General features: G+C 31.7%; 18 protein-coding genes and 1 pseudogene. 18 read left to right on the top strand and 1 reads right to left on the bottom strand.

Going from position 1 to position 20254, the window contains the following annotated elements; all coding sequences use genetic code 11:
- The first annotated feature begins 477 nt into the window (after positions 1–477).
- The 18 genes from FJU10_RS02020 (at position 478) to wecB (ending at position 19068) form a co-directional block, all read left to right on the top strand.
- Positions 478–1347 carry a hypothetical protein gene (locus tag FJU10_RS02020; RefSeq protein WP_140965029.1) on the top strand — a complete coding sequence of 290 codons (870 nt, stop codon included), beginning with the start codon at positions 478–480 and terminating at the stop codon, positions 1345–1347.
- A gap of 45 nt (positions 1348–1392) precedes the next feature.
- The gene (locus FJU10_RS02015; protein WP_140965028.1) at positions 1393–2325 is read left to right on the top strand and encodes an LCP family protein; all 933 of its coding nucleotides are present in this window, start codon (positions 1393–1395) and stop codon (positions 2323–2325) included.
- 15 nt (positions 2326–2340) lie between these two features.
- The gene (locus FJU10_RS02010) at positions 2341–3120 is read left to right on the top strand and encodes a YveK family protein (protein ID WP_140965027.1); all 780 of its coding nucleotides are present in this window, start codon (positions 2341–2343) and stop codon (positions 3118–3120) included.
- A 9-nt stretch (positions 3121–3129) separates the two neighbouring features.
- Positions 3130–3837, top strand: coding sequence for a CpsD/CapB family tyrosine-protein kinase (locus tag FJU10_RS02005; RefSeq protein ID WP_005234973.1), 708 nt, complete (start codon positions 3130–3132; stop codon positions 3835–3837).
- 23 nt (positions 3838–3860) lie between these two features.
- A complete protein-coding gene (locus FJU10_RS02000; RefSeq protein ID WP_140965026.1) occupies positions 3861–4625 on the top strand; it encodes a tyrosine-protein phosphatase in 765 nt (254 codons plus the stop codon).
- A 12-nt stretch (positions 4626–4637) separates the two neighbouring features.
- The gene (locus FJU10_RS01995) at positions 4638–6455 is read left to right on the top strand and encodes a polysaccharide biosynthesis protein (protein WP_140965025.1); all 1818 of its coding nucleotides are present in this window, start codon (positions 4638–4640) and stop codon (positions 6453–6455) included.
- Positions 6456–6467: 12 nt separating this feature from the next.
- Positions 6468–7079, top strand: a complete 612-nt coding sequence (locus tag FJU10_RS01990) for a sugar transferase (protein WP_140965024.1) — start codon at positions 6468–6470, stop codon at positions 7077–7079.
- Entirely contained in the window at positions 7079–7948 is an 870-nt protein-coding gene (locus tag FJU10_RS01985) for an NAD-dependent epimerase/dehydratase family protein (protein ID WP_140965023.1), read from the top strand. Before FJU10_RS01990 ends, FJU10_RS01985 begins: the two co-directional genes overlap by 1 nt.
- Positions 7949–7962: 14 nt before the next feature.
- Entirely contained in the window at positions 7963–8796 is an 834-nt protein-coding gene (locus tag FJU10_RS01980) for a glycosyltransferase (RefSeq protein WP_140965022.1), read from the top strand.
- 35 nt (positions 8797–8831) lie between these two features.
- Positions 8832–9230 (top strand): hypothetical protein, encoded by a 399-nt coding sequence (locus FJU10_RS19800; RefSeq protein WP_411268832.1) that lies wholly within the window; start codon positions 8832–8834, stop codon positions 9228–9230.
- Complete coding sequence (locus tag FJU10_RS01970; RefSeq protein ID WP_189372206.1) at positions 9227–10909, top strand: heparinase II/III-family protein; 1683 nt, start codon at positions 9227–9229, stop codon at positions 10907–10909. The genes FJU10_RS19800 and FJU10_RS01970 overlap by 4 nt, the downstream gene beginning before the upstream one ends.
- Before the next feature lie 8 nt (positions 10910–10917).
- Complete coding sequence (locus FJU10_RS01965; RefSeq protein WP_140965020.1) at positions 10918–11928, top strand: glycosyltransferase; 1011 nt, start codon at positions 10918–10920, stop codon at positions 11926–11928.
- Positions 11916–13136: a polysaccharide pyruvyl transferase family protein gene (locus FJU10_RS01960; RefSeq protein WP_140965019.1), complete on the top strand. Its 1221-nt coding sequence runs from the start codon at positions 11916–11918 to the stop codon at positions 13134–13136. The genes FJU10_RS01965 and FJU10_RS01960 overlap by 13 nt, the downstream gene beginning before the upstream one ends.
- Positions 13133–14188: a glycosyltransferase family 4 protein gene (locus tag FJU10_RS01955; RefSeq protein ID WP_140965018.1), complete on the top strand. Its 1056-nt coding sequence runs from the start codon at positions 13133–13135 to the stop codon at positions 14186–14188. Before FJU10_RS01960 ends, FJU10_RS01955 begins: the two co-directional genes overlap by 4 nt.
- The gene (locus tag FJU10_RS01950; protein WP_140965017.1) at positions 14188–15354 is read left to right on the top strand and encodes an O-antigen ligase family protein; all 1167 of its coding nucleotides are present in this window, start codon (positions 14188–14190) and stop codon (positions 15352–15354) included. The genes FJU10_RS01955 and FJU10_RS01950 overlap by 1 nt, the downstream gene beginning before the upstream one ends.
- A 71-nt stretch (positions 15355–15425) precedes the next feature.
- Positions 15426–16709: a lipopolysaccharide biosynthesis protein gene (locus FJU10_RS01945; RefSeq protein ID WP_140965016.1), complete on the top strand. Its 1284-nt coding sequence runs from the start codon at positions 15426–15428 to the stop codon at positions 16707–16709.
- Positions 16702–17916 carry a nucleotide sugar dehydrogenase gene (locus FJU10_RS01940; RefSeq protein ID WP_140965015.1) on the top strand — a complete coding sequence of 405 codons (1215 nt, stop codon included), beginning with the start codon at positions 16702–16704 and terminating at the stop codon, positions 17914–17916. Before FJU10_RS01945 ends, FJU10_RS01940 begins: the two co-directional genes overlap by 8 nt.
- Before the next feature lie 18 nt (positions 17917–17934).
- Positions 17935–19068 carry a non-hydrolyzing UDP-N-acetylglucosamine 2-epimerase gene (gene wecB, locus FJU10_RS01935; protein ID WP_140965014.1) on the top strand — a complete coding sequence of 378 codons (1134 nt, stop codon included), beginning with the start codon at positions 17935–17937 and terminating at the stop codon, positions 19066–19068.
- Positions 19069–19251: 183 nt separating this feature from the next.
- On the opposite strand, the pseudogene FJU10_RS01930 reads toward wecB, so the two are convergent.
- Positions 19252–20171 (bottom strand): annotated as a pseudogene (locus tag FJU10_RS01930) (IS110 family transposase); the annotation flags it as partial.
- Between the last annotated feature and the right edge of the window lie 83 nt (positions 20172–20254).

The following is a 20254-nucleotide window of genomic DNA, read 5'->3' as shown; positions in this document are numbered from 1 at the left end:
AAGAGCAGTCGCAAAGGAAACCCTAAGTGCGCCAAGAAAAGAATTCAGCTTTGACAAGTTAATTTATAATAACAAGAAAAGTGTATGAAAATACTTTCTGAATTTCTTTTCTTTTCTATTTATAATGAAAAGATGTTGAGACAGTGAAGGGATTTAATCTCTCAAGGTTATTTTTCTGTAATGTGACAACCTTCAAAGGCGATGAGAACAACGATTATAACTGAATTATTCATTATTTAAAATGAGGGTTTAAAAAAACTGTCAAGTAGAGTAGACGTTATTTATGATTTTTTAAAATAACTGATGTTTGGCATTATACAAGTCTTTTATTGACGAAAAATATACCGTAATAAATAAAAAACGGGAATTTCCTTTATTTAATGCTACATTTCTCTTATAATAAACTAGAATTGCCTTTATTATGTGAGAGGAAGGCAGAATGCTTAAACAAGCACAATTGAAGTAGGGAGTGTGTTCATGGGAAAGCCGTTAATAAAGACTTTGACTGTTTTAGCCGTTGGTATTGGCGCAGTTGCGATTTGTTTTATTGGTTACCGACAAAATAACCAAAGGCAATATCAGCAGCGAGTCGAATATGCACAGACAGCGATTGCCAGCGAAAAAGATCGCATCAATGAGTTGTCAAATGAAATTGCTGAATTTTACAGCAACGAAGATCAAACGTTTTTGAGAAAAGATCTTAAAGAAGAAGACGTTCTTAAAACAGTCGCAAAACTTTCTGCAGTGAAAGTATCTGCAGACGATTATGGGATCGATGATGATGCATTACCAAGTGAGTCAGTCGAGATCCAACAAGAAAAAACCGCCCTTGATGATCAGTTAAAAGACATCGAGGCAAAATTAAAAGTACAAGCGGATACGGAAGCCTTATTTACTGAAGGCGTTTCAAATTGGCAAAGTGCTGAAAATGATGTCATCATTAGAGCCGATCTAAAAGAAACGGATGTTGGGAATGTCCGTGAAAATCTGAGCTTTTTTGAGGATAGTAAATGGAAAGACTTAGTTGTTTCCTATTTAGAGTATGCGGATACCCAATTGGACCGCATTGCAAAGTTACAAGAAACTTTTGATGAAATGCTTGATGGGGATGAGGTGACAAGTGAAGTCACCTTAGAAAAATATCTGAGTGCAGTCGACAGTATCAGCAAAGTTCGCAATGAAGAATTGAAAGAGAAATACACCGAATTAGCAGATAAAGTCGCTACTCAAATGGGGTACACAGGATACAGCACGTATACACCCCCCGCTTCAACAGAAAGTTATTCAGAGGATACATCAGCAGGTGATAGCACCTGGACAGATCAAAGTTCAGACACTGTTTACTAATTTAAAGATGTATCGAAGAAAATAGAGATAACTGGAGGAAAGCAAATGTCAAAAGGAAAAAAAATCTTTTTAATTATCTTTTCAATCGTTGCAGTTTTAGTCATCGGAATGATTGGTGTCGCTGCAAAATTATATTTTGATGTATCAAACTCAATTCAAGAAACCTATCAATCAGTCGAACGTGATCGAGAAGATCGTCTACGTGAAAATGATGTCGACCTATCCCAACAAGAGTCCTTCTCGGTTTTACTGATGGGGATCGATACCGGTGATTTAGGCAGAGTCGAACAAGGCCGTTCTGATACCATGATGGTTGCGACCATCAGTCCTCAAGACAATCAGACGACGGTGGTGAGTATTGGACGAGATTCCTATGTCGATATCGTTGGACACGGGACGACAGATAAAATTAACCATGCCTATGCTTTTGGTGGACCAGCGATGGCAATGAATACCGTAGAAAAATTCTTGGATATTCCGATCGATCATTATGTATCAATCAATATGGCTGGTTTAAAAGAATTAGTCGATGCAGTCGGCGGCATTGAAGTTGACAATGAAATTACCTTTTCGCAAGATGGCTTTGATTTTGCTATCGGACGTACGTCACTAAATGGCGAACAAGCCCTTGCCTATTCAAGAATGCGTTATGAAGATCCAAACGGCGATTATGGTCGTCAAGAACGCCAACGTAAAATCGTTGAAGGGATCGTTAAGAAAGTCTTGAGTCTTGATGGAATCACCCAATATCAAACGATCTTAAATGCTGTTGAGCAAAACATGAAAACAGATATGAGTTTCGATGACATGCGAACATTAGCATTTAATTATCGCAGTGCCTTTCAAACAATCAAACAAGATCAGTTGCATGGGGAAGGATTCATGCAAGACGGCATCTCATATCAGCGTGTGAGTGACGAAGAACTAGCAAGAGTTCAAAAAGAGTTGAAATCTCAACTAAATCTAGAGAATGAATAGGAAAGTGGAGAAAAGATGGAAGAAACAATTAGCTTAAAAGAAATATTTGCAATTCTACGGAAACACTTAGCTGCTATTTTTATTTCAATGTTTGCTGGTTTAGCTTTAGCAGGGATATTCACCTTCTTTGTCATTACACCAAAATACAGTTCACAAGCCCAGTTGATTGTGACATTGCCTCAATCAGAAACTACCAATGCAAACGATGTAAATACAAACCTGCAAATGATCAATACGTATAAGGATATGATCGTCAGTGATTTAGTTATGACACAAGTAAAGGATCGTCTGGAGTCCGAAAACAACCTTGACTTGACTGTAGGACAATTGAAGGAATCCATTTCGATCAATCAATCGCAAAACTCACAAATGTTTTCCATTCAGGCAACTAGTACCAATGCAGTGTCAGCGCAAAATATTGCCAACACGACCGCATTGGTCTTTCAAGAAAATGCCCAAGATGTTATGAATGTTGATAAAATCTCAATCATTTCAAGTGCGGTAGCTAGTACCACACCAGTTTCACCTAACAACAAACTAAACTTAGCCATTGGTCTAGTACTAGGCATCATGGTCGGTGTTGGCTTAGCCTTCTTATTGGAGCTGCTAGATCGAACTGTCAAAGATGATAAATTTGTAACCGAAACATTAGGCTTTACCGTATTAGGTACTGTACCCAAAATGTCACCAAAAGAATTGGCTGCAACCATTCAGAAGAAACCAAGTGCACCATTTATTAAGAAATCGCAAGGCGACAAAACGGCAGAATCACGCCGCAGTCGTAGCCGGGTCTAGGAGGGAACAATGATGGCAAAAAAACAAGAACGTACTGGGACGCAGACACATGCAGTAAGTTTGATCACGCTAATTGATCCTTCTTCACCAATCTCAGAGCAATATCGTACGATTCGTACAAATATTCAATTTGCATCTTCCGCAGATAAACAAATCAAGACCATTGTTGTAACTTCTTCTGGTCCAGGGGAAGGGAAATCGACAACTTCAGCCAATTTAGCGGTTGTTTTTGCTAAATCAGGACAACGGGTACTGTTAGTTGATGCCGATATGCGAAAGCCTACTGTATACAAAACATTCAGTTTAAACAATGCGAGTGGATTGAGTACCGTGTTAAGTACCTCAACGAGCGTCCTTGAAGCAGCCCAAAAAACGGTGATTGATAATTTATCTGTCTTAACAAGTGGACCAAAACCACCGAACCCATCCGAGCTACTTGGGTCAGCACGAATGAATCAAGTGATGGAAGAAGCGAAAAATCTTTACGATGTAGTTATCTTTGATATGCCACCAGTTGTAGCTGTTACCGATGCGCAAATCATGGCATCAAAAGCAGACGGAACGATATTAGTGGTTCGAGAAAATGTTGCACGTAAAGAATCCTTAACAAAAGCAAGAGATCTTTTGAATATGGTTCAAGCAAGAATCATTGGTGTGGTCTATAACGGTGCCGAACACTCGAAAGATTCAGGTTACTACTATTATTATGGAAATTAGTTAATTTGAAGGAGACGAGAGAAATGATTGATTTACATTGCCACATTTTACCAGGAATTGATGATGGTGCAGAAGACATCAATGCGAGCATTGCTATGGCTGAAAAAGCGATTAGCCAAGGGATTACGCATATTCTTTGTACCCCACATCATAACAATGGAAAATACCGCAATCCGAAGTCAGAGGTCATTTCTCTCGTTACTTCTTTACAAGAAGAATTAGACGCACGGAACCTGCCTTTGACAGTTCTTGAAGGGCAAGAGGTTAGGATAACAGGAGATTTAATTGAGGATATACAGAAAAATACCATCCTTTTTACAGATCTTGATGATAGGTATATCTTGATAGAATTTCCTACGATTGAAGTACCTACGTATACAGAACAAATTTTCTTCGATTTACTACAGCTGGGAAAAATTCCAGTCATTGTCCATCCCGAGCGGAATGCTCATTTTAGGAAAGACCCTAACAATCTAATTCCATTTTTAGATATGGGCTGTTTAGCTCAGTTAACTGCGCCAAGTTATGTCGGCGTATTTGGAAAAGAGATCCAAAAAACAGCAAAAACAATGGTTGAACATAATCTTGTTCAGATGGTCGCTTCGGATGCCCATGGCGTCACAAAACGCACCTTTAATTTGAAAGAAGCTTATAAGCAAATTGGAGAAGATTTTGGTTTGCAGAAAGTAATATTGATGAAACAAGTAGCAAAAGATTTGATTAATGGGGATCAAATTGACTATCCAGGATATATAGAAGTGAAAAAGAAAAAGTTTGGGTTATTTTAGGAGGCTTTTGGATTGTTTGATTTAACAAGACGAAGAAAAATTATTACATTGATTTTAGTAGATAGTTTGCTACTGGTTATAGCAAACATGGCATCGTATTACTTCATGAAACCATTTGTTTTGATACCAATGGATTTTGTGCGTCTCTCTACAGTATTATCTATTGTATTTTATTTAATATTTGGGTTTGTTTTCCGTGTTTTCTCAAGAATCAATCGTTACACAAACCTGAGTGAGATGATTGCAATTTTTCTTGCATTATCATTTGGCTCACTCGTGAGTATCGCATGTTTCTTCTTTGTTAATGAAAATTATAGTTTACGGATGATTACCTTTACGTATTTTCTATCGCTTTCCTTTATCATATCTAGCCGATTGATATGGCGACTGTATGTAGAAAAAAAGAATAGTCGCTATATTACCAGCTATCATACCAAGAATACTTTGATAGTTGGTGCAGGTGAAGGTGGACGTATTCTTTACAACAGTTTATTAGGATCAAAAACAGCCAGTGAAATAAATGTAATAGGTTTTGTTGATGATGATCCGAATAAAAAGAACACCTATCTATCTGGCAAGAAAGTTTTCGGTAATATTAATCAATTGCCGGAATTGATCGAAAAATACGAGATAAAAATGATTACGATCGCCATTCCTTCTATCTCTCGCAAAAAACTACGCGAAATTTTTGAAGCAATTGAGCCGTTACACGTTAAAGTCAATACAATGCCATCCATGGAAGAAATGGCTTCGGGCAAAATCAGTATGTCACGCCTGAAAAAAATTGATGTCGTGGATTTATTAGGTAGAGATGAAGTACAGTTAGATATTGATTCCATTAAAGATCAGATCACTGGCAAAACGATTCTTGTTACAGGTGCAGGTGGATCGATTGGGTCAGAGATTTGCCGTCAAGTGATTCAATTTAATCCTTGTAAACTATTACTTTTAGGGCATGGTGAAAATTCGATTTATTTGATCGAGCGTGAATTAAGAAATGCTTACAAAGATAGTATCACAGAGATTATACCAATTATCGCTGATGTTCAAGACCGTAACAGAATTTTTGATACTATGCATGCTTATCGTCCGGATATAGTGTATCATGCTGCTGCACACAAACATGTGCCGCTGATGGAATATAATCCAAGAGAAGCAGTGAAAAATAATATTTACGGATCAAAAAATGTGGCAGAAGCAGCCAAATCAGTGCAAGTGAAGAACTTTGTGATGGTATCTACTGATAAAGCGAATAATCCGCCTAACGTGATGGGAGCCACGAAACGCATCGCTGAGATGATCGTTACAGGATTAAATGAAGAAGGATGTACTAAGTTTTCCGCTGTCCGTTTTGGGAATGTATTGGGATCTCGTGGGAGTGTAATTCCGGTTTTCAGGGAACAGATCGCCAAAGGTGGTCCAATTACTGTGACAGATTTTCGCATGACAAGATATTTTATGACGATTCCAGAAGCAAGTCGTTTGGTTATTCAATCAGGTGCCTTGGCAAAAGGTGGGGAAATTTTCATATTAGATATGGGCGAACCTGTGAAGATTGTCGATCTTGCCAAAAATATGATTCGTTTGAGTGGGTATAGTGAAGATGAGATTGAGATTGTTGAAACCGGTATTCGACCAGGCGAAAAATTATATGAAGAGTTGCTTCTGGATAAGGAACGCAACGATGAAGCGGTATTTGAGAAGATTTTTGTAGGAAACATCAAAGGTTATCCGATAAATGAAGTCATGGATGTAGTTGAAAATTTACCAGACGATGACAATCAATTAGCAAAAGCAGTTGTTCATTTTGCGAATGCTTCCAATAAATAGGAGTGAATTTAGATGTATAAGGAAGGGTTAAAACGGGGAATAGATTTTTTTATGTCTTTAGTGGGAATCATCATTCTATCGCCTGTGTTTTTGATATTATGTGTAGCGATCAAGCTAGATTCAAAAGGACCAATTATTTTTCAGCAAAAGCGAGTGGGCAAGAATAAAACACATTTTTGTATTTACAAATTTCGAACTATGAAAGTTGACACACCGAAAGAAATGCCAACACATCTATTGGAAAACCCTGATTTTTTTATCACGAAAGTAGGTAAGTTTTTACGAAAAAGCAGCTTAGATGAGTTGCCGCAACTCTTTAATATTCTGAAAGGTGACATGGCAATCATTGGTCCTAGACCTGCTTTATGGAATCAATATGATTTGATTGAAGAAAGAGACACATATAAAGCAAATGATATTCGTCCGGGGCTGACAGGCTGGGCACAAATTAACGGACGAGATGAACTAAAAGTTAAAGAAAAAGCAATGTTAGACGGATATTATTTAGAAAATATAGGTCCCATGATGGATATGAAATGTTTTTTTGGAACACTAAGATCTGTATTAAAAAAAGAAGGAGTTATAGAAGGGAAAATCAGTGCGAAAGATAAGGAGATAAATTAGTGAAAAAAATACTAATTATTGGTGAAAATAGTTATATTGGAATTTCTTTTAGAAACTGGATACTAAAATTTAATGATGAATATGAAGTGGAATCAATAAGTGTGAAAACTTCCGCATGGAAGGAAGTTAATTTTTCTAAATACGATGTTGTGCTATATTTATCTGCGATAGTTCATATAAAAGAAAAAGATGAAGCACTGTATTATAAAGTTAATCATCAGCTTGCAATTCAAGTTGCAAAAAAAGCTAAAGAAGCAGGAATAAAACATTTCATTTTTATGAGTACTATGTCTGTTTATGGTCTTAATAAAGGCACAATTGACATTGATACCGATAAATTACCGACAAATCATTATGGGAAATCCAAACTAATGGCTGAAAATGATATTTTAGATTTAGAGTCTGAAAAATTTTTAGTTTCCATAGTACGTCCACCTATGGTTTATGGTAAGAATTGCAGAGGAAACTATGATAAATTATCTAAATTGGCGAAAAAAACTCCATTTTTTATAATTACGAGTTCTTATAGAAGTATGATTTATATCGATAATCTTAGTTTATATTTAAAAGTTTTAATAGATTCACAAATAGGAGGTATACATCATCCTCAAAATTCAAATTATGTAAATGTCTCAGAGATGTTCAAAACGATAAGATTGCAAAATAAGAAGAAAACATTTCTTTTCAATGTCAATCCCAAAATACTTGGAAACTTACTTAAATGGAGTACTTTTTTTAGTAAGGTATTTGGCACACTAATCTATACAAAAGAATTAAGCTTATCTTCACTCAACACGAATCAAAATAAATATATCAAAAAAAATGAAGTGAATTTTTGTAAAAGTATATATAAATCCGAAAAAGAATAATGGAGTAATATAAATTGAAAAATAAAAGAAATTTATGGATCATTCATCCGTATGCGACAGACTCTAATAGGAGTGGATTAACAAGAGCTCATGATTTTGCAAAAGAATTAGTTGGTAAAGGATATGAAGTTACTATTTTTACTTCATCATATTTACATTATTCTGATAAACAAGTTGATACATTTGGTAAAAAATATTTTATTGAAAGAAATGATAATTTTATCTCGACAATATATTTAAAAACACCTAACGGTAACGGGAATGGTCTAAAGCGCATCTTGAATATGGTTTTCTTTTATATTAATTTTTGTAAAAATGTAAAGAATATGTATACGGTTTTAGGAAAACCAAGTGTTGTAATAGCTTCAACACCACATTTATTGTCGCCTTTGGCAGGAATTTTTTTGAAGGAAAAGTTACATATTCCTCTTATCACTGAAGTTAGAGATTTCTGGCCAGAGGTTTTTTTCTTAAATGGAACAATTAATAAAAATGGTTTATTAGGGAAAATTTTGCTTAAATACGAAAAATGGGTTTATATGCAAAGTGATGCTATTATTTTTTTGAAACCGAATGATACTTCTTATTTAACGGATCAAAATTGGCTTGAAGAAATCGAGTTAAAAAAATGCTTTTATATAAACAATGGTGTAAATTTAGAAGAATTTAATTTTAATATTAAAAATAATAACTATTTTGACAAACACTTAGATGATGAAAATCTAATTAAAATTGTTTATACTGGAGCCGTTAGAAATGTTAACGATGTTTCCAAATTGGTAAGAATAGCAAAGAACATCAATATTGAAAATGTAAAGTTAATAATTTTGGGGATGGAAATGAGTTAGAAACCTTAAAACTACAAGCTAATAATTGTAATAATATTATATTCAAAGGGAGAATTGAAAAAAAATTTATTCCATCAATCTTATCCAAAGCTACGTATAATCTTTTACATTATTCTGAAACTAATTATAATTGGTCTAGAGGGAACAGTTCTAATAAATTATTTGAGTACTTTGCTTCAGGGAAGCCTGTAATAAGTACCATAGATTTTTCCCATAATTTAATTACGATAAATAATTGTGGTTTTGTGGCGGCCAATCAAAGTGATCTGGATTTAGCCCATTTATTTGAAAACCTACCTGACAAACACAGTGAAATTTATCAAAAGATGTGTAAAAATAGTCTGACCACCTCACAGGACTTTTCATTTGATGCTCTTTCAAATGAGCTAAATAAATGTGTAGATTATGTTTTGGAGGAAAGAAAAACTATATGATAAATAAATTAAAAAGATACTTTTATACTGTTAAAGATTTAAAAGTGAATCAGATGTTTTATTTGCTAACAAAAAATAAAGTTAATTTTCCTGTAGAAAAAAAATTAGATATTCTACGTGAAATAAATATAAAAATAGATATATTAGATGAAGACAAGTCTTATCTCGATCGTTTTTCTCACTCTAATAAAGACTCAGTTTATAATGTAACATTACTGAACCAAGATATTAATTTGCTGAATATATTTAAAAGTGATATTAGCAATTATACAGACTTGATTAAATTTAATATCCATTATTTGGAGTATCTGATAGTTTTTGGAGTTGAGTTTGAAAAAACAAATGATAGTAATTATTATGTTATATTCAAATCCGTTCTTAATGATTGGTTAGATAATACATCTGAAGTTAATGAAAAGCTTTCTTGGCATCCTTATGTTATTTCGTTGCAACTCATAAATATTTTAATATCAGTAGAATACTTTCAAAAGGAGTTAGTTCGAGATTTAAACTTCAATAATAAGTTAATTAAAAGAATAAAAGAGAAGTATTTATTTTTATTAAGTAATACGGAGAAACATTTAAAAGGAAATCATTATTTAGAAAATTTGAAAACAATCGTTATTTTGTCTGCTATGTTTAACGATACCGAAAACTTAAGTAAATTTAAAAGAATTTATATAAAAGAATTGAATTCGCAAATTGATGAATATGGATTTCATCTGGAATTAAGTCCTATGTATCATAAAATCATTTTAGAAGGGATATTGAGAGTGAATAAGGTATTTGAATCTTTGGGCTTTATTAGAGAAAAAGAAGAATTAGAGATTTACATAAAAAAGATGTATTCAATGTTAATATATATGGAAGAAGGCGTAAAGAGAACCCCACTTTTTAATGATTCAGGAGACAATATAGCAAAATCATTTTTCTCGATAAATAGGTATTTGGAAACCAAGTTGAATTTTGAAGAGACCATTATTGGACAAAATGATTTTCCTTATTTCAGAATTGAAAATAATGAAGAGAAGAGATATACCTTAATTTATGATGCTAGTGATATTGGATATAGTTACAATCCTGGACATGGGCACTGTGATTCACAAAGTTTTGAATTGTACTGTGACGGAAATCCAGTATTTGTCAATTCTGGAACATATTTCTACCAGACCGATAAGAGGGCTTATTTCAGAAGTACTAAAGCTCACAATACAGTCTCTATAAACGGCCTTGAACAATCAGATATTTGGGGGATTTTTCGAGTAGGGAAAAAGGTAAAAGTATTGGATAAATATTTAGATGAAAATAGTTGTTTTAGCAAAATTAAGGATAAAAATGGAAATATTATTCAACGTAAGGTTAACTTGAACAAAACTTTTATTAGTATTAAAGAAACTATTAAAATTAATGCTAATAATTATGAGCAGTTACAAATTGTAAGTTACTTACATATTCATCCTGAATTGAACTTAACAATGAAGGATGGAAATGCGTTTATAATGAAAAATGGAAAGTTGTTATTTAGTGTAGAGTCTTGCGGGGAAATGAAGGAAGTAAATAGAAATAGCTCAAATCCAATTACTAGTTACAGTGAGAATTTTGGAATGATCGAATGTAAAGATGTTATAGAAATTAAATGGAAAAACAAAAAAAATGAAATTAAAATTTTATTTAGGTGAGGAAATATATGACATTATTTATAGGACCTATTAATGATATGGGTGGACCAGCAATAAAAAATAAGAACTTAATTCAAGGAATGAATATAAAAAATTTAAAATTAGTCAACTCGTATAACCAAAGTATATTTAATCGACTAACCGTTATTTTTAAATTAGTCTTTACTAGAGAAAAACAACTTGTTCTTGCAACTAGTTCTAATGGACGAAAAATTTTGTTTCCCATAATATCTCTAAAAAAATTTGTTAATAAGAATTTAAAATATGCGTTAATTTTAATTGGGGGTAACCTTAAAGAAGAAATTCAAAATTCAAATCTGCTATATAAGAATGCACTTCAAAATGCAGATATTGTTACAGTTGAAACAAAAATGTTGAAGAATGATCTTAATAATTTGGGTATATTTAAAAATCTTGATTGCTATTATATGCCGAATTTTATTGCTAGCAAAAAATTACCTACTACTAAATTTCCTAAGAACATGAACAAAGTACCAAAATTTGTGTTTTTATCCACTGTAAAAGAAGAAAAAGGAATTATAGATGCTATAGAAGTATTCAAAAATCTTCCATATGTTTTTGATATTTTTGGACCAATACCAAAATCTCAAAATAGAGATTTTTTAAATCACCTATCAAACAATATACATTACAAAGGTGCGATAAATAACGATAATGTTGTTAATGTTTTAGAGAAGTATGATGTTTTTATTTTCCCTACTAAACGTGAAAATGAAGGTTTTCCAGCTGTTATTTTAGAAGCGTATTGTTCTGGTTTAGCTGTTATAGCTTCGGATGCAGCTTCGAATAGTGAAATAATTAAGCATAATTATAATGGATATTTATTTGAAAAAGGCAATAGAAATCAAATGAAAGAAGTTATTTTAACATTAAGTAACGATTATAAAAAGATTGAAGATATTAAAAAAAATAATCTTGCGGAAGCATTATTGTACAGTGCAGAAGAAGTATCCCTTAATTTTAAGAAAAAATTAGAAGAAAGTGGGTGGAAGATTTGAAAAAAGCCACAGTATTATATTTGTGGGGAAGACGAAATGCGGGTGATATGGCAATTTCCTTAGGTGCTATATCTCTTCTTAAGGAGTTACATTATGATATAAATTTCATATCTAGATTTACTGTCAAGGAAGAAGATTATTTTGAAAACGTGAAATATATTAATGCGTATTACGATGATATCACAATTCATCCTGGTTTCTTTTCTTTGGATAGGAACAAGAATAAACTTGATAAATCAATTGATTATTTAAGATCATTATTTTTCTATATTAACCCAAAAAATAAAAAAAAAGTCAAAGGTATTATGGAAGATTCAGATGTTGTATTTTTAAATGGAGGGAATTTATTTAGGTGTACCTCAATTGCGGATTATATCAGACTAAAGGCACTTTTTTATCCACAAAAGTACTTAGGAAGTAAAAAATTTGTCTCTCTTCCACAATCTAGTGTTAAATCAAATAAATTAGGCGAATTTATTTTAAAAAGAGATCTAAATTTATTTAATAAAATTTTCATAAGAGAATCTTTATCTTATCAATACGTAAGGGAAATATTACCAAAGAAGGAAGTATTGAAAAGTACAGACATGGCCTTTTTTATTTCAAATAATGAAAAAGCTGAAATAAATTATAAATTAAAATATAGCGAGTTAGAAAAATCTAGCAATAATATTGGTTTCATTCTTAGAGCTACAACTTTGGGAGATCTACAGGATTTTTCAGATGAGGAAAGAAATCAAATCAAAAAAACATTTATTGAATTGATTAATAATAAGCTTAAAGAAGGATTTAACGTAAATATCATAGTTCAAACAAGAAAGGATTATTCTTTATCTTTGGAAATATACGAATATTTTAAAAGTAGTACGGAAAAATATATTTCTAGTATATTTTTAATTGAAGAATACGATACATTGATTCTTCGAGAAATATATAAAAAGATGAACTACTGTGTAACAATGCGATTACACGCTGCGATATTATCAATGAACGTTAATACACCAGTGGTTGGTTATTTCTTTGAATCATGGGGGAAAAAGAATCCAGGAATTTTGGGTGATGTTGGAATGGAATGGACTTTTACTGCTGATAATATTCTGCAATTGACAAAATTAACAGAGAGTAACATTGGCAGTTATAAAGAAAAAATAAAATGGTATATAGAAAATGAGAAACAAATTATTTTGGAAGAATTGATAAAGTTATGATATTTATTTATTCGTCCAAAGTCACCCCTCAATTAATTCATCAAATTTTGGTTACAAAACAAATTTTAAAGAATGAGAATTATTGCTCTCAGCAAAATATATGTTCTGAAATAAATGGAGTAGAAAATTTAACATTTTTTAAAGCAATATATAAATCGGATTATGTTTTGGTATTTAATATAATTGATTTATTAAAAATTTCGTTACTAAGATTCTTTTTTAGATATAAAATTATTTTTAGGATTAGGGGATTACTACCTGAAGAACATGAATATAAAAGAGGGAAAAATTATAAGAACATCATTCTTAATTATATTGAAAAAATTTCTTTTAAAAAAGCTGATTTTTATTTATTCTTAAATGAGAATCAAAAGGATTTTTATGAAAAGAAATTCTTAAAATTTTTTAAAAATAGCATAATCTTCCCTAACGTATTATTTGATAAAGTAGCTTCTTATGATTATAAAAAAGTAAATAATAATGAAATTACATTTGCTTATTCCGGAGGGATATCTGAGTGGCAGTATTTCGATGAAATTTTGAGCTTTTTTCAAAAATTTTCACGAAAAAATAGTGAATTAGAAGTAAGGTTAAAAATTTTTACTTTTGAAAGAAATTTCAATTTAGTAGCTCAAAAATTAAAAGAAAATAATATTTCTGATATTTGTGAATATTCATATGTAGAACAAGATAAGCTAGTTGCATCTTTATCTAAATGCGATATTGGAATTATATTCAGGGACAATGATGTGATAAATCAGACTTCCTCTCCATTTAAAATTGCTGATTATGCAGCTTCAGGTTTATCGGTTTTAACGACAGAATCTTTAAAAAATCAAACAGAATTGTTAATCCCAAGTCCGTATGTTTTTGATTTAAATTTTTACGAACTAAAAAACGAGCTTTATGACAACGTGATACAGAAAATAATGGATAATATACATTATATAAAAGATAATGATAGAACTAAGATCATTAATAATAATTATCAAGATTCTTTTTATAATTATAACTATAAACCGTTAGAAGATTTTTTCGAGAGGTCAAAATAATGATAACGTTATTCAATATTGTTATAACAGTGTATTTTTGCTTTGTTATAGTTAATTTGTTTTTAAAAAATGATAAAGTATCGTTGGTATTTTTATCTACAGTATCAAGTACCATTTTATCAATTATTAACTTATCTTCAGGGAAGTTATTGGCAAGTATAACACTAGTTTCTCTAGCGATATTTTTATCAATATATTCTAAAGATAAGATTACTATTGATTTATATACGAAAATATTTGTATTATTACTGTTTGCTTTTGTATTATATATGTTACTCTCCTTAATTTTTTCATCAGGAACCGATAAAAGTTATGGTAGTTGGAAGTTTACTCAGTTTATAGTACTGGGTGTATTACCAAGTATGGCGTTCTTATTTTGTAAGTCTGATTTTAAGAATTCTTTGGCTACAATTGAGAGAATTATGATTAACTTTTCTATGATAATATCAATCTATCTTATTGTCAATTTTATTTTAAATAGTGGTCTTCAAAGTCTGAACAATCAATGGTTTGAGAGGCAGAGCGTTGGAGATGCAAACCAAATATGGATTACTCGTTTCTTAGGGATAGGTTTATTAATTATCCACAGCGACAAGTTCAGAAATAAGAGTTTGGAAGTTTATGGTATGAGTGTACTATTTATAACAGCAGCATTTTTAACAGGATCTAAAATAATATTGTTTTTCATCCTTCCTTTGACTTTGCTTTATAAAATTACACAAGTGAGAAAATCAAAAAATTTAATAGGTATAATTACATTTATATCTCTCATTACAATATTGTTTTTTGTCGTTTTAAGATATGTAAATATGGATTCTCTTCTACGTAGATTTAGTTTGGAGTCGAATACCACGCTCGATAGATTAGATATGTGGAGAAGTGTATTAAATTATTACTATCAGAATAATAGACTCTTTTTTGGTAGTGGTCTTGGTACAGTAGGAATTGCTCTTACAGGTTTTTCTGTAAGAACCTATCCCCATAATTTATTTGTTGAAATTTTATTTGAATTAGGGATTTTAGGTTTGTTAATATTTATGCTGCTAATATTTTTAGGATTTACTTTGGTCATAAATAATATCGATTCAAAAAAAAAATTCTTGGGTTATATATGCGTTTATCCTTCAGATCTTGTATTCTATGACAAGCGGAGACTTAGCTTCTAATATACAACTCTTTCAATTTTTATCCTTACTCATCTTGTTTAACAAGAATAAGGTTAAAGGCGAGGTAATATATGAAAATTAAAGAAAAGTTTTATTCTATAAATAACAATACATTTTTTAAATCATTTAGAAGCTTAGCTCTTGGTTCTATGATTTCTCAGACAATAACAATGTTGATGTCACCTGTTTCTACAAGGCTATTTTCCTCCACTGAATTAGGAATCTACACTCTTTTAATCAGTTTTTCGGCAATATTCGAACCAGTTATCTGTGGGAAATATGATTTGGCAATTGTTAGAGCGGAAGAAAAGGAAGTTAAACCACTCATCCAAGGTTCATTTTTGTTTTCTGTATTTTTTAGCATAATTATATCTTTACTTTATTGTATATTCCTATATTTGAATCCTACTATATATTCATCTATTGGATTCGTTGCTTGGTTGTTACCAATAATGTTACTCATTACAAGTGTAAATAATATTTTAACTTCTTATAACAACAGAGAAAGTGAATATAAAATTATCTCGCAATCCTTTGTTATAAAATCAGCTTCGCAAAATTTATTAATGTTGATTTTCGGTTTATTAAATTTTTCGACAAATGCCCTGATCTACTCTAAATATATTTCTAATTTTTTTGGAATGGGTAAGCAGAGTAAGTCTTTAAGGTTAAGACGTTTGGGGTTAATGCAACTAAATCCGTTAGAGATAAGGGGAAGTTTGTTTAAATATAGAAATCAGCTTTTTTTTAACATGCCAGCTCAATTTTTAAATTCTTTGTCATATTCTAGCTTAAATTTTTTTATAAGTGCGTTATTTGGTATTCATATTTTTGGCTATTACTCTTTGACTTATCGAATGTTAGGATTACCACTGACATTAATTAGTGTTAATATGTCTAAAGTTTTTTATAAAAACGCAGTGGAGGAATTAAATAGATTTAATAATTTTAAAAACTCTTTTTTAAAATCATTTATGTTTCTCTCAATTATGGCCAGTCTAATGGTTATTATTTTAGTGATATTTGGCCCGCAACTTTTTTCAATTGTTTTTGGTTCTGAATGGGGTATCTCTGGAGAATACATTAGAATCTTAGCTCCGATGTATGGAATAAGACTGGTAACATCTGCTTTGACACCAAGCCTGATAGTTGCGGGAAAACAAAAATATGAAATGAAAATGCAATCAATGTTTTTAGCTTTTTCTGTAAGTTCTTTTTTTATTGTTAGAACTTTTAATTTGGGTATCAACTATTTCCTATTATTAATTAGCGTATTATTTTCATCGGTTTACTTAGTTTCGCTATACAACTTTTATAAAATTAGTAAAAAATCGGAGGGGTATTTAAATGATTAATGTTATAGGTTTAGGATATATAGGTTTACCAACAGCTCTTATTTTGGCATCCAAGGGAAATAAAGTAGTGGGGACAGATTATAATAACGATCTAGTCTCAAAGCTTAATAGGAATGAGTTGACTTTTGAAGAAAAGGGGCTAAAAAGTTTATTCAATCAAGCAATAAATAAAAATATTACCTTTACTAATGAATACAATTCTTCAGATATATATATAATAACAGTACCGACTCCTTATGATAAGATAAACAAGAAAATTGATGCTTCATATGTTATCGTTGCTACAAAAAAAGTATTAGAGGTTTGTAAAAAAGGTGCTATAATTGTTATAGAGTCAACTGTTTCTCCAGGAACAATCGACAAATTTGTTAGACCAATAATCGAAGAATCTACCTTGACTATAAATGAGGATATTTTCTTAGTTCATGCTCCAGAGAGAATATTACCAGGCCAAATGATTTATGAATTAGAGAATAATTCAAGAACAATTGGCGCCGATCTACCAGAAATAGCCGAAAAAGTAAAATCAATATATGAAACATTTTGTAAAGGTGAAATTGTTTGTACAGATATTCGTACAGCTGAAATGAGTAAAGTAGTTGAAAATACTTATAGAGCAGTGAATATTGCATTTGCAAATGAATTAACAAAAATTGCTCGCTATGATGATTTGGATGTCCACGAGATAATTAGGATTTCTAATATGCATCCTAGAGTCAATATACTAAATCCTGGACCTGGCGTGGGTGGACATTGTATTCCTGTGGATCCCTGGTTTTTAGTTGGAGATTACCCAAGATTGACTACATTAATTTCTGCTGCATTAGAAATTAATGAATCAATGCCTGAAATGGTTTTAAAAAGAATAACGGATATTATGAAAGAAAAAAAAATAACTGATAGAAACAAAGTAGGCATATACGGACTATCATATAAGCAAGATGTTGATGACTATAGAGAAAGTCCAACCCTTCAAATGTTTGAGAAGATGGAAGAACACTTTGCCCAACCATTTAGTGTTTATGATCCTATGATCCATAAAAAGGTTGTAGATAGTCAAATATTAGATTTTGATCAATTCTTTGAAGAACATGAAATTATAGTAGTGATGGTACCTCATTCTGAGATTAAAGAAAGAAAGGACATTCTTAAGGGGAAAATTGTTTTAGATCCTCATTATCTATTCGATTTTTCTTATAAACTTTAAGAATATAAAGAGTGAATTATGCAAAAGATTAGAGTTATGACTATATTTGGAACTAGACCAGAAGCTATCAAAATGGCTCCTCTAGTAAAAGCTATAGAGAAAGACAATCGTTTTGAATCAATTGTTACTGTTACTGCCCAACATCGCCAAATGTTGGATCAAGTATTGAATATATTTGAAATAAAAGCGGATTATGACTTAAATATAATGAAAGATGGACAATCTTTATCTGGGATTACAAGTCGTGTAATTAAAGAATTAGATAGAGTTTTCGAAAATGATAAACCAGATGTAGTGCTCGTTCATGGGGATACAACAACTACTTTTTCAGCTTCTATAGCAAGCTTTTATCATCAAATAAAAATCGGTCATGTTGAGGCGGGACTTAGAACTTGGAACAAGTACTCTCCGTTTCCAGAAGAAATAAATAGACAACTTACAGATGTAGTTTCTGATATATATTTTGCTCCTACAGAAACTAGTAAAGAAAATTTAATTGCAGAAAAAAGAGATACAGAAAATATTTTTGTAACTGGAAATACAGCAATTGATGCTATGAAATATACAATTTCTGATGATTTTAGAAATGATTTGTTAGATGAAATTGGAGAAAATAAAATTGTTTTGGTAACTATGCATCGTAGAGAAAATTTAGGACAACCAATGATTAATGTTTTTAAAGCACTTAATAAAATTGTTGAGATGTTTGATAATGTTCATGTAGTTTTTCCTATGCACAAAAATCCCAAAGTAAGAGAAATTGCTAAAAAATGTTTTTTAGAGACAGATAGAGTACATCTTATTGAACCTTTAGATGTTGTAGATTTTCAGAACCTTGCTAATAATAGTTACATGATTATGTCTGATTCAGGGGGAGTTCAAGAAGAAGCGCCTTCTCTTGGAAAACCTGTACTGGTCTTAAGAGATACTACTGAGAGGCCGGAGGGCATTGAAGCCGGAACGCTGAAACTTGTTGGAACTGACGAAAAAGAGGTTTTTGAAACAGCAAAAATATTAATTGAAGATGAAAATCTTTATTCTAAAATGTCAAAAGCATCAAATCCATATGGTGATGGAAAAGCAAGTGAAAGAATTCTAGATGCTATCGCTTATCATTTCGGAGTATCAAATTCAAGACCATCTGAGTTTTAATGAAAATTATAAGTTGCTTGCAAAAAATATTCACATCTTTGCCATAAAGTCTAATGGTAATAAGTCAAGTTGAAGATTAAGAATATTTTTATTGTGTAACCTGTTTTGAAGCACACTTAACTAGCCCCGGCCAAAATCAATTTTTTTCTGGGTATTTCAAAGGTTTGCGTCAATAACAGAATGTTATTTATCTATCACGCTCCTTGGTGGCGTGTATAGTTGATGGTTACGTAGTAGCGTATCCACCAGACGCGTAAATTTTCTTGCGGTTAAGACGAGTGCTCGTTTGTGTTTATGTTTTGGGACCTCTTTACATTTGCTTTGATAAAAAGCTTTATATTCAGGAAGATAGTTTTTTACAGAGTTGGCAGCTTCAACTAAGTAGTATCTAAAATACCGATTCCCTTGTTTTGTCAGAGGTGTATTTTGTGACTGATAGTTACCAGATTGTTTGACTTTCCAACATATGCCTGCGTATTTTGCCAATTTTGTTTGGTCTTTAAATCGTTCAATTTGACCGATTTCAGCGATTAATCCAGCAGCGTACACCTTTCCAATACCTGGAACACTGGTCAAACATTGATATTCTGGAATAACGACAACTAATTGCTCGATTGCTTTATCCAAGTCTTTGATGCTCTTTTCAAGTGCACGAATTTCACGTACAAGAACACTTAGAACGACATTGATGGATTCTTGTGCAAGACTATCTAAACGATAACTCATGGTAATTGCACGTTGAATCGCTTTGGCAATTTTTTCTGGATCTTTAAAGCGATCTTTTCCTTTTCCTTTTTCTTTTTCTTGTAATAAGTCACAGAAGGCTTCCAAAGGAAGCGCAGCCGATTCATCTAGTGTGAAGTCTTCTGTCATAAGAGTAATGAGAGTGGCACTAAAGAGACTTGTCGATTCGTCGCGCATTTCTCGAGCAAGTGTATTGCTTTTCTTAGCTCTGCATCTTCATGGAAAAACATCGAAGGATGAAAGCTGTACATGGACGTTGATTCCATCCCAATAACGATTTGATCGAAGTAATAGTTTTCATTGAACTCAAAAATCAGTTCTCGTGTTAATGAAGCCCCTTCAATGTCATTAACAACAGATAGTTATACTATCTCTTTTTCTATCTTTTTTTACAAAGAAGTGTTGGTAGAAAATCCAAAGATTTTCTACCAACACTAAATAC

This window comes from Enterococcus sp. OL5, from assembly GCF_006491895.1.
In the GTDB taxonomy this organism is placed as follows: domain Bacteria; phylum Bacillota; class Bacilli; order Lactobacillales; family Enterococcaceae; genus Enterococcus_D; species Enterococcus_D innesii.
The sequence above is the reverse complement of the archived record's forward strand: the minus strand, read 5'-3'. Positions and strand labels throughout refer to the sequence as shown.

Coding starts and splice junctions, on each gene's coding strand:
- FJU10_RS02020 (WP_140965029.1), top strand. CDS start 478: ATGGGAAAGCCGTTAATAAAGACTTTGACTGTTTTAGCCGTTGGTATT.
- FJU10_RS02015 (WP_140965028.1), top strand. CDS start 1,393: ATGTCAAAAGGAAAAAAAATCTTTTTAATTATCTTTTCAATCGTTGCA.
- FJU10_RS02010 (WP_140965027.1), top strand. CDS start 2,341: ATGGAAGAAACAATTAGCTTAAAAGAAATATTTGCAATTCTACGGAAA.
- FJU10_RS02005 (WP_005234973.1), top strand. CDS start 3,130: ATGATGGCAAAAAAACAAGAACGTACTGGGACGCAGACACATGCAGTA.
- FJU10_RS02000 (WP_140965026.1), top strand. CDS start 3,861: ATGATTGATTTACATTGCCACATTTTACCAGGAATTGATGATGGTGCA.
- FJU10_RS01990 (WP_140965024.1), top strand. CDS start 6,468: ATGTATAAGGAAGGGTTAAAACGGGGAATAGATTTTTTTATGTCTTTA.
- FJU10_RS01970 (WP_189372206.1), top strand. CDS start 9,227: ATGATAAATAAATTAAAAAGATACTTTTATACTGTTAAAGATTTAAAA.
- FJU10_RS01965 (WP_140965020.1), top strand. CDS start 10,918: ATGACATTATTTATAGGACCTATTAATGATATGGGTGGACCAGCAATA.
- FJU10_RS01955 (WP_140965018.1), top strand. CDS start 13,133: ATGATATTTATTTATTCGTCCAAAGTCACCCCTCAATTAATTCATCAA.
- FJU10_RS01950 (WP_140965017.1), top strand. CDS start 14,188: ATGATAACGTTATTCAATATTGTTATAACAGTGTATTTTTGCTTTGTT.
- FJU10_RS01945 (WP_140965016.1), top strand. CDS start 15,426: ATGAAAATTAAAGAAAAGTTTTATTCTATAAATAACAATACATTTTTT.
- FJU10_RS01940 (WP_140965015.1), top strand. CDS start 16,702: ATGATTAATGTTATAGGTTTAGGATATATAGGTTTACCAACAGCTCTT.
- wecB (WP_140965014.1), top strand. CDS start 17,935: ATGCAAAAGATTAGAGTTATGACTATATTTGGAACTAGACCAGAAGCT.